This is a genomic window from Variovorax sp. P4_B10 (assembly GCF_056402375.1).
The window spans coordinates 1-12460 of record NZ_JBFUHN010000129.1 but is presented as its reverse complement, the minus strand read 5'-3'; the positions used below and the strand labels follow the sequence as shown (position 1 = coordinate 12460).

13 protein-coding genes and 1 tRNA gene are annotated in these 12460 nt (G+C 63.7%); 2 read left to right on the top strand and 12 right to left on the bottom strand.

Annotated features, from left to right (window positions below):
• Window positions 1-163: 163 nt before the first annotated feature.
• The 10 genes from AC1DXX_RS31935 to AC1DXX_RS31890 all read right to left on the bottom strand — a co-directional run bounded on the left by AC1DXX_RS31935 (window position 164) and on the right by AC1DXX_RS31890 (window position 8752).
• Window positions 164-240 (bottom strand) — tRNA-Pro (locus AC1DXX_RS31935).
• A 26-nt stretch (window positions 241-266) separates the two neighbouring features.
• A complete protein-coding gene (locus tag AC1DXX_RS31930; RefSeq protein ID WP_478138213.1) occupies window positions 267-725 on the bottom strand; it encodes a MerR family transcriptional regulator in 459 nt (152 codons plus the stop codon).
• Between the two features lie 64 nt (window positions 726-789).
• Window positions 790-1161: an integration host factor subunit alpha gene (locus tag AC1DXX_RS31925; protein WP_478138212.1), complete on the bottom strand. Its 372-nt coding sequence runs from the start codon at window positions 1159-1161 to the stop codon at window positions 790-792.
• Window positions 1162-1166: 5 nt separating this feature from the next.
• Window positions 1167-3608, bottom strand: a complete 2442-nt coding sequence (pheT, locus tag AC1DXX_RS31920) for a phenylalanine--tRNA ligase subunit beta (protein ID WP_478138211.1) — start codon at window positions 3606-3608, stop codon at window positions 1167-1169.
• Window positions 3609-3658: 50 nt separating this feature from the next.
• Window positions 3659-4735, bottom strand: coding sequence for a phenylalanine--tRNA ligase subunit alpha (gene pheS, locus AC1DXX_RS31915; protein WP_478138210.1), 1077 nt, complete (start codon window positions 4733-4735; stop codon window positions 3659-3661).
• A 113-nt stretch (window positions 4736-4848) separates the two neighbouring features.
• Entirely contained in the window at window positions 4849-5208 is a 360-nt protein-coding gene (rplT, locus tag AC1DXX_RS31910; RefSeq protein WP_012747009.1) for a 50S ribosomal protein L20, read from the bottom strand.
• Between the two features lie 24 nt (window positions 5209-5232).
• Window positions 5233-5436: a 50S ribosomal protein L35 gene (rpmI, locus tag AC1DXX_RS31905; RefSeq protein ID WP_007832497.1), complete on the bottom strand. Its 204-nt coding sequence runs from the start codon at window positions 5434-5436 to the stop codon at window positions 5233-5235.
• A gap of 154 nt (window positions 5437-5590) precedes the next feature.
• Window positions 5591-6217 carry a translation initiation factor IF-3 gene (infC, locus tag AC1DXX_RS31900; RefSeq protein WP_478138215.1) on the bottom strand — a complete coding sequence of 209 codons (627 nt, stop codon included), beginning with the start codon at window positions 6215-6217 and terminating at the stop codon, window positions 5591-5593.
• Between the two features lie 101 nt (window positions 6218-6318).
• Complete coding sequence (thrS, locus tag AC1DXX_RS31895; protein ID WP_478138209.1) at window positions 6319-8226, bottom strand: threonine--tRNA ligase; 1908 nt, start codon at window positions 8224-8226, stop codon at window positions 6319-6321.
• A 214-nt stretch (window positions 8227-8440) separates the two neighbouring features.
• The gene (locus tag AC1DXX_RS31890; protein WP_478138208.1) at window positions 8441-8752 is read right to left on the bottom strand and encodes a putative quinol monooxygenase; all 312 of its coding nucleotides are present in this window, start codon (window positions 8750-8752) and stop codon (window positions 8441-8443) included.
• 119 nt (window positions 8753-8871) lie between these two features.
• On the opposite strand from AC1DXX_RS31890, the gene AC1DXX_RS31885 reads away from it, so the two are divergent.
• Window positions 8872-9834, top strand: a complete 963-nt coding sequence (locus AC1DXX_RS31885; RefSeq protein ID WP_478138214.1) for a GlxA family transcriptional regulator — start codon at window positions 8872-8874, stop codon at window positions 9832-9834.
• Between the two features lie 81 nt (window positions 9835-9915).
• On the opposite strand, the gene aceA is transcribed toward AC1DXX_RS31885, so the two are convergent.
• Together aceA and AC1DXX_RS31875 are read right to left on the bottom strand one after the other, a co-directional pair.
• Window positions 9916-11235: an isocitrate lyase gene (gene aceA / locus AC1DXX_RS31880; RefSeq protein WP_478138207.1), complete on the bottom strand. Its 1320-nt coding sequence runs from the start codon at window positions 11233-11235 to the stop codon at window positions 9916-9918.
• Between the two features lie 208 nt (window positions 11236-11443).
• Window positions 11444-11857: a gamma-glutamylcyclotransferase family protein gene (locus AC1DXX_RS31875; protein WP_478138206.1), complete on the bottom strand. Its 414-nt coding sequence runs from the start codon at window positions 11855-11857 to the stop codon at window positions 11444-11446.
• A 37-nt stretch (window positions 11858-11894) separates the two neighbouring features.
• Between AC1DXX_RS31875 and AC1DXX_RS31870 the strand changes: the two genes are divergently transcribed.
• Window positions 11895-12460 (top strand): DMT family transporter (locus AC1DXX_RS31870; protein ID WP_478138205.1); only part of this gene is annotated, 566 nt, incomplete at its 3' end.

The window sequence follows — 12460 nt, the reverse complement described above, 5'->3', positions numbered from 1 at the left end:
AGCGAGGCGCGCCTCTTAAGAGCATTGCTGGTCGCAAAGTCAGAGATGGTCCAAGAAAGAAGCGCCCGGCATATCCGCAGCATCGCGGCCAGCTTGTTTACCCCTTGGCCCAGAAACGAAAAAGCCGATTAGCGTTTGCTAATCGGCTCTCCGTTACTGTCATTGGTCGGTGTGAAAGGATTCGAACCTTCGACCCCTTGCACCCCATGCAAGTGCGCTACCAGGCTGCGCCACACACCGAAGCTCTCAATTATAGCCGGCGGAATTCACCGTCCGATGGTCAGCAGCTCACGAATTTCAAAGAGTTCGCGCCGAAGGTGCAACAACTGCGACAGATCCACCGTGCGCGGCGCCGCCAGTTCGGGGCTGTCCTGCACGACGGCGGCGTCGAATTCTTCCTGGTCGATCTCGATGGCTTCCATGCCTTCGAGTGGCACCTCGCCGGCCTTGCGGCGGTCGCGCTCACCCTGCACGAGCTCCTGCAGCTTGTTGCGCGCGCCGCTGATCGTGAAACCCTGGTCGTAGAGCAGATCGCGGATACGGCGAATCATGAGCACCTCGTGGTGCTGGTAGTAGCGGCGGTTGCCGCGGCGCTTCATCGGCCGCAGTTGCGTGAACTCCTGCTCCCAGTAGCGCAGCACATGCGGCTTGACGCCGCACAACTCGCCGACCTCACCGATGGTGAAGTAGCGTTTGACAGGAATCGGCGGGAGCGTTTTCTCCATTGAAATCAAGATGGTGCGCGGGAAACCTCAGAGATTACTCCACGCGGCCGTCGAGCACCAAGCACTATTCGGTGCCCAGGCTCCACTCGACTTCGGACGAACTGCCTTGGTCGATGCTTCCGTGAATCTGTTCCTTGAGCTTGGCACTCGCATGGAAGGTGGCGACGCGACGCTCGCCGATCGGAATGGCTTCGCCGGTGCGCGGGTTGCGGCCCGGCCGCGGCGCCTTCACGCGGATCTGGAAGTTGCCGAAGCCCGAGATCTTGACGTCCGTGCCTTCGATCAGGCTGCTGGCCACGAGTTCGAAGAACGCTTCGACCATGTCCTTGGACTCGCGCTTGTTCAGGCCGATCTGCTCGAACAGAAGGTCGGCCAGATGCGCCTTGGTGAGCGCCGGCGTTTCAAGAGCCTCGAGCGTGAATTCGGCAGCGTTCATTCTCATCACCCCCTCAAGCGGCCGCCCAGCTTGGCGCCCAATTGTTCGACGATTGCACGGACCGCAGGTTCGACCTGTTCGTCCGTCAGGGTGGCGCTGTCGCTCTGGAAGCTCAGGCGAACCGCCATGCTCTTCTCGCCCTGCGCCAGGGCGCCGGGCGCTGCGACAGCACCGTCGCGCAAAGGTTGCGGGCGGTAGATGTCGAACAGCGCCGCGTCGCGCAGCAGCCCCTGTGCGGCGGCAGTCGCGCGGATCGTTTGCATCAGCGCGTCGTGCGAGACGGCCTCGGCGACAACGACTGCGATGTCGCGCTCGACCGCTTGGTGCTTGGGCACCGGCTGGGCCACGGGCACCGGGCGCGCGGTGACCGCGTCGAGATCGAGTTCGAACAGCACCGGCGCTTGGGCGAAGTCCCACTTCTGGCGCCAGCGCGGATGCAGTTCGCCAACGAAGCCGATGGCCTTGCCGTCGATCAGCACGCGCGCCGCACGGCCCGGGTGCAGGGCCGGATGCTCGGCCGGCTCGAAGCTCGGCACCCGCGGTGCGAGCAGCGCCTCGACGTCGCCCTTGGCGTCATAGAAATCGACACGCTGCGCCTTGCCGTCCCAGCGCGCTTCATCGGCATCGCCCCAGGCGAGACCGGCCACGCGCATCGGCTGGTTGATGCCGCGCACGGTGCTGTCGGTGGTGGCCACGCTGTCGTCGCGCATGAACACGCGCCCCAACTCGAACACGCGCACGCGCGGTGCCTTGCGGTCGAGGTTGAACTTGAGCACGTGCAGCAGCGAACCGATCAGCGACGAGCGCATCACGCTCATCTGGCTGGCGATGGGATTCAGCAGCTTGACCGGGTTGGCATTGCCGGCGAGGTCCTGCTCCCAATGCGCTTCGACGAAGCTGAAGTTGATGGTTTCCTGGTAGCCGAGTGCCGCGATGCTGCGGCGCACGGCGAAACGGCTGCGCTGCGCTTCGGGCCGCACGCGGGCCGTGATGGGGGCCAGCGGTGCGGTGGTCGGCAGGTTGTTGAAACCGATCAGGCGGGCAACCTCTTCGATCAGGTCTTCTTCGATCAACAGATCGAAGCGGTGCGGCGGCGGGGTGACCGTCAACGTGCCTTCGCCTGCGGTCAGCGCAAAGCCGAGACGGCTCAGCGCATCGGCACATTGCGCCTGCGAAAGCGGCATGCCGATCACGCGTGCGGCGCGCGCCACACGCAGCGTGACAGGCAGGGCTTCGGGCAGGTGCAGCTTCTGGTCGTCCATGGCACCGGCCTGGCCACCACAGATCTCGACGATCAGTTGCGTGATGCGCTCGATGATCTCGACGGTGCGGCTCGGGTCGACACCACGTTCGTAGCGATGGCCCGCGTCGGTCGTGAAGTTGAAACGGCGCGAGCGGCCCTGGACGGCTTCGGGCCACCAGAACGCCGCTTCGACGTAGATGTTGCGGGTGTCGTCGGACACCGAGGTGGCGTCGCCGCCCATGATGCCGGCCAGCGATTCGACTTCACGGTCGTCGGCGATCACGCCGACCTTGTCGTCGACGGTGATCGTCGTGCCGTTCAGCAGCTTGAGCTGTTCGCCCGCCTTGCCCCAGCGCACCGTGAGGCCGCCGTGGATCTTGTCGAGGTCGAAGATGTGGCTGGGCTGGCCGTACTCGAACATCACGTAGTTCGAGATGTCGACCAGCGGTGTCACGCTGCGCTGGCCGCAGCGCGCGAGGCGCTCGACCATCCAGGCCGGCGTGGCGACCTTGGTGTTCACGCCGCGCACGATGCGGCCCGAGAAACGGCCGCAGAGTTCGGGTGCTTCGACCTTGACGGGCAGCACGTCGGCAAACGAGGTTTTCACCGGCGCGATGGCCGGCGTCTTGAGCGGCGCGCCGGTCAGGGCCGCCAGTTCGCGGGCCACGCCGTAGACGCTGAGGCCGTGCGCCAGATTGGGCGTGAGCTTGAGCGTGAGCAGCGCGTCGTCGAGCTTGAGCACGTCGCGCACATCGGCACCGATGGGTGCGTCGGCGTCGAGTTCGAGCAGGCCACCGTGGTCTTCGCTCAGGTGCAGCTCGCGCGCCGAGCACAGCATGCCCTGGCTTTCCACGCCGCGCAGCTTGCCGAGCTTGATGAGGAAGGGCTTGCCGTCCTCGCCCGGCGGCAATTCGGCGCCGACGAGCGCGCACGGCACCTTGATGCCGACGCGCGCATTGGGTGCACCGCACACGATGTTGAGCAAGGCACCCTGCCCTGCGTCGACCTGGCACACGCGCAGGCGATCGGCGTTCGGGTGTTGAGCGGCTTCCTTGATCTCGCCAACCACGATGCGCGTGAAAGGCGGCGCCACCGGTCGGCGCTCTTCGACCTCGAAGCCGCCCATGGTGAGCGTTTCGGCCAGTGTGGCGCTGTCGAGGGGCGGGTTGCAGAACTCGCGCAGCCAGGATTCCGGGAATTGCATCTCTTCGATCTCGATCTGTTTTTCTGATATGGAAAGGGCGTGTCAGTGAATCACTGGAACTGCGAGAGAAAACGCAGGTCGCCGTCGAAGAAGAGGCGCAGGTCGTTCACGCCGTAGCGCAGCATCGTGAGCCGGTCGGGGCCCATGCCGAAGGCGAAGCCGATGTAGCGCTCGGGGTCGAGCCCCATGTTGCGCACCACGTTCGGATGCACCTGGCCCGAGCCCGACACCTCGAGCCAGCGGCCGGCCAGCGGGCCGCTCTGGAACTGGATGTCGATCTCGGCGCTGGGCTCGGTGAACGGGAAGAAGCTCGGGCGGAAGCGCAACACGAGGTCGTCGCGCTCGAAGAAGGTGCGGCAGAAGTCGGTGAAGACGACCTTCAGGTCCTTGAAGCTCACGTTCTCGCCGAGCCACAGGCCTTCGCACTGGTGGAACATCGGCGAATGGGTGGCGTCGCTGTCGACGCGGTAGGTGCGCCCCGGCGCAATGACGCGGATCTCGGGCGCCTTGACGGTACCGGTGGTGTCGGCTGCAGCAGCGGCGAACTCGGCCGCGTACTTCTTGATGTGCTGATGCGCATAGCGCACCTGCATCGGGCTGGTGTGCGGACGCAGGTTGTAGGGAATGCCGTCGTCGCCGTTCAGGTCGACGTAGAAGGTGTCCTGCATCGAACGCGCGGGATGGTTCGGCGGGTTGTTGAGCGAGGTGAAACTGTGCCAGTCGCTCTCGATCTCGGGGCCGTCGGCCACGTCGAAGCCCATGCTGGAGAAAATTTCCTCGATGCGCTCCAGGGTGCGGCTCACCGGATGCWGGCCGCCTGAAATGCGGCGGCGGCCGGGCAGGCTCACGTCGAGCGCTTCGGCGCGCAGTTGCAGGGAGAGTTCTTCATCGGCCAGCTGCTGGCGGCGGCCGGTCAGTGCGGACTCGATGGCCTGCTTGGCCACGTTGATCGCGGCGCCGCGGGACTTCTTCTCTTCGACACTCAGCGCGGCCATCCCCTTCATCAGCTCGGTGATGCGGCCCGACTTGCCGAGGAACTGGGCCTTGGCGTTTTCGAGCTCGGCGGGCGTTTTCGCCTCGGCGAAGGCAGCGTGTGCGGTGTCGACCAGGGAGTCCAACTCGTTCATAGCAACAAAAATCTTCGAGGGGAAATAAAAAAGAGCTGGAGCCTTTTCAAGCGCCAGCCCTTGAGCCGTGGGCGCAGGAAACTGCCCGAAGGCAGCACCCCTGCTGTGCAGAATCAAGCAGCCAGCTTGGCCTTGACCTGCTCCACGATGCCGGCAAAAGCGGCCTTGTCGTGCACGGCGATGTCCGCAAGCATCTTGCGGTCGATCTCGATACCGGCCTTGCGGATGCCGTTGGCGAACTGGCTGTAGGTCAGGCCCAGTTCACGCGAGGCGGCGTTGATACGCGCGATCCACAGCTGACGGAACACGCGCTTCTTGGTACGGCGGTCACGGTAGGCGTATTGGCCTGCCTTCATCACCGCCTGTTTGGCGATGCGGAAGACATTGCCGCGGCGACCGCGGAAACCCTTGGCGAGTGCGAGAACTTTCTTGTGGCGGGCGCGAGCCGTTACACCACGTTTGACGCGAGGCATGTGTGTACTCCTTGTTCGTCTGAGTTAAATGCCACGGCCGGGCAGCATGGCGGCGACAGAAACCATGTTGGTCTCATGCACTGCGACTGCACCACGGAGGTGACGCTTGTTCTTGGTGGTCTTCTTCGTCAAGATGTGACGCTTGAAGGCTTGACCGCGCTTGACGGTGCCACCGGGACGAACGCGGAAACGTTTTTTCGCGCTGCTCTTGGTCTTCATTTTGGGCATGTGAATGCTCCTTTAGTTTGTGCTCGTGAGGCGCCGTGAATACTCCACGGACTTGTTGGCCCCGAGACACTTCTTTATCCCGCCCCTGCCTGCGCTTCTTTCAAAGTGCCGGCAACGGCGAAATCCCTTCAAAACCTCGTCTGCTGCAAACGCCTCAGGCAGTTGCCGTGGGTGCCGTTGCCGGTGCAGCAGCTTCCGCCGCCGGCTTGGGAGCACCGCCACCGGCCTTCTTGCGGCCCGGCGCGATCATCATGATCATCTGCCGGCCTTCCAGCTTCGGAAACTGCTCGACCATGATCAGGTCGCCCAGTTCGTCGCGGATACGCTGCAAGAGTGCCAGCCCGAGCTCCTGGTGCGTGATCTCGCGGCCGCGGAAGCGCAGCGTGATCTTGCATTTGTCGCCCTCTTCAAGAAAGCGCTTGATGTTGCGCATCTTGATGTTGTAGTCGCCATCGTCGGTACCGGGGCGGAACTTGATTTCCTTGACCTCGATGACCTTCTGCTTCGACTTCGCCTCGGCCGCCTTCTTCTGCTCGTGGTACTTGAACTTCCCGTACTCGATCAGGCGACACACTGGCGGGTTGGCCGCCGCGACGACCTCCACCAGATCCACATCAGCCTCGCCAGCAAGGCGCAAGGCCTCCGAGAGACTCATAACACCCAATGGCTCGTTTTCCGGGCCTACAAGGCGGACTTCCGGGGCCATGATTTCCCGGTTCAGGCGGTGTTGGCGTTCCTCGCGGTGGCGGCGGTCGCGAAATGCAGTAGCGATGGTCAGAATCCTTCAAAATTTGCTACAAAATCTGTAGCGAACGCCGGTCAGTCCTCGCGGACAAGCGGCACGATTTGGCTGGGAAACATATGGGGTGTTTCAGAGACAAATCAACGCTTGTCAGCAACATCCTGGACGAGCCGTTGCACGAACGATTCGAGGGACATTGCACCGAGGTCTTGATTGCCCCGGGCGCGCACTGCGACGGCACCGGCTTCCTTTTCCTTGTCGCCCACGACGAGGATATAAGGGAGCTTTTGCAACGAATGCTTCCGTATTTTATACGTAATCTTCTCGTTGTGCAGGTCAAGCTGAACCCTAAGCCCTTGATTTTGCAGCGCTTTCGCAACTTGCGCAGCGTAATCGGCCTGTCCTTCGCTGATATTGAGCACCGCAACCTGCACCGGAGCGAGCCATGCGGGCAACGCGCCGGCATGGTGTTCGATCAACATGCCGATGAAGCGCTCCAGGCTGCCGACGATGGCGCGGTGCAGCATCACGGGATGGGCGCGGCCGCTCGATTCCGTCACGTATTCGCCGCCAAGGCGCTCGGCCGTGTTGAAGTCGACCTGCATCGTGCCGCACTGCCACTGGCGGCCGATGGCGTCGCGCAGCGTGTACTCGATCTTCGGGCCGTAGAAGGCGCCGTCGCCGGGCGAGATGATGAAATCGACGCCCGAGCGGCGCAGCGACTCCATCACCGCATGCTCGGCCTTGTCCCACAGCTCGTCGGAACCGACGCGGTTCTCGGGCCGCGTGGCGACCTTGTAGAGGATGTCCGTGAAGCCGAAATCGGCGTAGACCTTCTGCAACTGCTCCGTGTAGGCGATGCATTCGTCGAGGATCTGGTCTTCCGTGCAGAAGATGTGGCCGTCGTCCTGCGTGAAGCCGCGCACGCGCATGATCCCGTGCAGCGCACCGCTGGGTTCGTTGCGGTGGCACTGGCCGAACTCGCCGTAGCGCAGCGGCAGGTCGCGGTAGCTGCGCAGGTCGCTCTTGAAGATCAGCACGTGGCCCGGACAGTTCATCGGCTTGAGCGCGTACTCGCGCTTTTCCGACTCCGTCGTGAACATGTTGTCGCGGTAGTTCTGCCAATGGCCCGTCTTCTCCCACAGGCTCTTGTCGAGGATCTGCGGGCCCTTCACTTCCCAGTAGCCCGTGTCGCGGTAGATGCCGCGCATGTACTGCTCCACCGCCTGCCAGACCGCCCAGCCCTTGGGGTGCCAGAACACCACGCCCGGCGCCACTTCGTCGATGTGGAACAGGTCGAGCTCCTTGCCGAGCCTGCGGTGATCGCGCTTCTCGGCTTCCTCGATGCGCTGGATGTACTGGTCGAGCTGCTTCTTGTCGGCCCAGGCCGTGCCGTAGACGCGCTGCAACTGTTCGTTCTTGGCGTCGCCGCGCCAGTAGGCACCGGCCAGCTTCGTGAGCTTGAAGACCTTCAGGAAACGCGTGTTCGGCACGTGCGGGCCACGGCACATGTCGACGTATTCCTGGTGGTAGTAGAGGCCCATGGCCTGCTCGTCGGGCATGTCCTCGACGAGGCGAAGCTTGTAGTCCTCGCCGCGCGACTTGAAGACCTCGATCACCTCGGCACGCGGCGTCATCTTCTTGACGACGTCGTAGTCCTGCGCAATCAGCTCGCGCATGCGCGCCTCGATGGCGGCCATGTCCTCGGGCGTGAAGGGACGCTCGTAGGAGATGTCGTAGTAGAAACCTTCGTCGATCACGGGCCCGATCACCATCTTGGCCGTCGGATAGAGCTGCTTCACCGCGTGACCGACCAGGTGGGCCGTCGAGTGGCGGATGATCTCCAGACCCTCGTCGTCCTTGGGCGTGATGATCTGGAGCCTGGCATCGTGATCGATGACATCGCTGGCATCGACGAGCCGGCCGTCGACCTTGCCGGCCACCGTCATCTTGGCGAGGCCGGGTCCGATGGACTGGGCCACTTCGGCCACCGAAACCGGGCCTGGGAACTCGCGGCGCGAGTTGTCGGGGAGCGTGATCTGGATCATGTGAAAACCTCGGGAGAAAAACAAAAAAGCGCGGTGGATGCCGCGCTTTGCTTGGTTTGAGAGCTGGAAGAAACCAGCGTGCGCGGGCTACCGGCCTTTTCCTTCGGAGAAGAAAAAGCCGCTGAATCCTTGCGGAGTAGTTCGCGGTGTCATAACCAAGGTGCCTTTCTCGCTCTTGTTGAGTGCAGAGACGGCGATTCTAGCTTCTGGCTGCTCAGGCCATGGACGCGACGTTCTTGAGCCCCAGCACCTCGATGGGCTCGATCGACGGCGGGTCGGCGAACAGCTCGGGGGCCTTCGCCATCAGGGCCTGCGCGATCGGACCGGTCAGGTGGGCCTGGCGCCCCGCCTCGTCCTCGAACGCGTCGAAGATGCCGAAGGTGCTCGGCGACAGGCGCAGCGCAAACCAGATCGGCGTGGTTTTCTCTTCACGCGCCATGGCGAGGCCGGCTTCGAGGAATTGCTGGACTTCGGATTCCTTGCCGGGCCTGGCCTCGAGGCGGGCGAACAGTGCGAACTTGATCATGGTCATCTCCTGGAGTGAAAACAACGGCGCGCGACATTGCGCGGCGTTGGCATGCACTCTAGGCAGCATCTCCACTCGCAGCTATTGGCATTTTTGACATCTTTGATATCGTTATGGCCATGAAGCTCGATGTGCTCGCCCTCGACGGCGTCTTCGACACCGGCCTCGCCACGGTGCTCGACGTGTTCACCACCGCCAACGAACTCGCAGCCATGCTGCGGCTCGACGTGGCGCGTTTCGAGGTCACGGTCGTGGGCGTTCGCAAGAGAGTGCGAACCTCGCAAGGCCTGACCGTGCCTGTGGCCCGCACGATGGACGGCGGCTCCGCGGATTGGCTGGTCATCCCCGCGCTCGGCTGCAAGATGCCCGAAACGCTGGAGCCCGCATTGCGCCGGGCCGACGTGCGAGATGCCTGCACCGCACTGCACGAGCGCGCCGGCAAAGGCGCCAACCTCGCGGCCGCCTGCATCGGCACCTTCGTGCTCGCGGAGTCCGGCCTGCTCGACCATCACAAGGCGACGACGACCTGGTGGCTGGCCACGCTGTTCCGCCAGCGCTACCCCGCCGTGCAGCTCGAAGACTCGCGCATGCTGGTCAGCTCCGGCCATCGCGTCACTGCGGGCGCGGCGCTGAGCCATGTCGACATGGCGCTCTGGCTCGTGCGCCAGGCGAGCCCCGAACTCGCCACGTTGGTCGCACGCTATCTCATCGTGGATTCGCGCCCGTCGCAGTCGGCCTACGTGATCTCCGACCACCTCTTGCATTCCGATCCGCTGGTCGAACGCTTCGAGCGCTGGGCGCGCGGCCGGCTGGCCGACGGCTTTTCGCTCGACGAGGCGGCGTTGGCCGCCGGCACCAGCAAGCGCACGCTGGCCCGCCGGATGCAGCAGGTGCTCGGCAAGAGCCCTCTGTCCTATGTGCAGGACCTGCGCGTGGAGCGCGCGGTGCACCTGCTCAAGACCAGCGACAAGAGCCTCGAGCAGATCGCCGGCATGGTCGGCTACGCCGATGGCGTGACGCTGCGCACCCTGCTGCGTCAGCGGCTGGGCCGCGGCGTGCGCGAAGTGCGCCTCGAAGGCTGATCGACTCGGGCGCTCGCCCACAAAAAAAGCCCGGCACATGGCCGGGCTTGAAAGTGACAGCGAAAAATCCGTGTCGGCAGATCAGTGGAACTGCTCTTCTTCGGTCGAACCGGTCAGAGCGGTAACACTGGACTTGCCGCCCTGGATCACGGTGGTCACTTCGTCGAAGTAACCCGTGCCCACTTCCTGCTGGTGCGACACGAAGGTGTAGCCGCGATCGCGCGCTGCGAACTCGGGCTCCTGCACCTTCTCGACGTAGGCCGACATGCCGCGCGCCACGTAGTCTTGCGCCAGGTCGAACATGTTGAACCACATGGAGTGGATGCCGGCCAGCGTGATGAACTGGTACTTGTAGCCCATGGCGCCGAGTTCCTTCTGGAACTTGGCGATGGTCGCGTCGTCGAGGTTCTTCTTCCAGTTGAACGACGGCGAGCAGTTGTAGGCAAGCATCTTGCCCGGGTGCACCTTGTGCACGGCTTCGGCGAACTTGCGGGCGAACTCGAGGTCGGGCGTGCCGGTTTCGCACCACACCAGGTCGGCGTAGTAGGCGTAGGCCACTGCGCGGCTGATGGCCTGGTCCATGCCCTTCCTGGTCTTGTAGAAGCCTTCGGCGGTGCGCTCACCGGTCAGGAAGGGCTTGTCGTTCTCGTCGTAGTCGCTGGTGATGAGGTCGGCCGCTTCCGCATCGGTGCGGGCAATCACGAGCGTCGGGGTGCCGCACACGTCGGCAGCCATGCGTGCTGCAATCAGCTTCTGCACCGCTTCGGTGGTGGGCACGAGCACCTTGCCACCCATGTGACCGCACTTCTTGACCGAAGCAAGCTGGTCTTCGAAGTGCACGCCGCCGGCGCCGGCCTTGATCATGGCCTTCATCAATTCGAAGCCGTTCAGCACGCCGCCGAAACCGGCTTCGGCGTCAGCCACGATGGGCGCGAAGTAGTCGGTGTAGCCCTTGTCGCCGGGGTTCACGTTCTTGGACCACTGGATTTCGTCGGCGCGACGGAAGGTGTTGTTGATGCGCTCGACCACGGTCGGCACCGAGTCCACCGGGTACAGCGACTGGTCGGGGTACATCGAGGCGTAGCTGTTGTTGTCGGCGGCAACTTGCCAGCCCGACAGGTAGATCGCCTTCACGCCAGCCTTGACCTGCTGCATGGCCTGGCCGCCGGTGAGCGCGCCGAGGCAATTGACGTAGGGTTCGTTGTTCACCAGATCCCAGAGCTTTTCGGCACCGCGGCGGGCCAGCGTGTGCTCGATCGGGAAGGAGCCGCGAAGGCGAACCACGTCGGCTGCGCTGTAGCCGCGCTTGATGCCCTTCCAGCGCGGATTGGTGGCCCAGTCTTTTTCGAGGGCGGCAATTTGCTGTTCGCGGCTCAGTTGTTCGGTGAGGGTCTGGGGCATGGTCACTCCGTGAGGTTGATTGAAGGGTTGGGCGCTGCGGCCATGGGACTTACTGTAATCCGTTCGCAGACTCTTATGTCTTATAGAAGACATATTTTTCACTCAACAAAATCAACAACTTACGAAGATATTTCTCAATACAAAATTATTTTTCTCATATTGAGAAAAAATATTGCGGCGCAGCAGTCGCGCTTTTCATAATACGCAATCAATCTTTCGGTGATGAAAACGCCAGGGGTTTGCCTGCCGCATGCGCGATCCAGTCGCCGCCTTCGATCACCTGGCGGCCCGCCGTCCGCGCCGGATGGATCTCGTAGACCAGGCAATCGAACCATTGCGCACCGGCCTGCACGCACACCTTGCGCTTGATGTACTCGCCCGAATCGTCATCGGCCACCTCTTCGAGCAGATCGAGCGCCGCCTCGACCATGGACTCGATGCGATAGATCTCGCCCGTCACGCGCCCCGCGCCATCCAGCACGACGCCCGGATAGGCACCGAGGTCGTACAGCGTTCCGGCAATGCTCGCCTCGGCCACGAACACAGGTGCGGGCCGGTACCGCGCGATGTCGTTGCGCCCATGCCGGCGCAGCGTGCCGTAGACAAAAACGTGGGGCATCATCGAATCCGCTTTCCGCAACAACAAAAACTTCAGTCTATTGAACTCCGCCGCCCCCGCTTCCGGCCGCCTCGTGGCCTATGGCTGCCTGGCCTTGAGCATGTCGCTCGTCGGCGGCTACGTCGCTCTCTCCAAGCCTCTGGTCGCCGCCTTCCCGGTGCTGCTGCTGGCGTGGCTGCGCTTCGGCATCGCGGCGCTCGCGATGCCGCACTGGCTCAAGCGCGGGCCCGAAGAACCACCCATGACGGGCCGCACACGCTGGCTCGTCTTCCTCGAATCCTTCCTCGGCAACTTCCTGTTCTCGATCTGCATGCTGTTCGGCGTGAGCCTCACGAGCGCGGTGTCGGCGGGCGTGATCATGGCGTCGATCCCTGCGGTGGTCGCGGTGGCGAGCTGGCTGTTCCTGCGCGAACGCATCACGGTGCGCATCGGGCTCGCCATTGCATGCGCCGCGCTCGGCATCGGCCTGCTGGCGCTCACCCCTGCGCACGCGCCGGCATCGTCCGATGCGGCGAAGTCGTCGATGCCGTGGCTCGGCAACCTGCTGGTGTTCTGCGCGGTGCTCTGCGAGACCGCCTATGCAGTGATCGGCAAGTCGCTCACGGG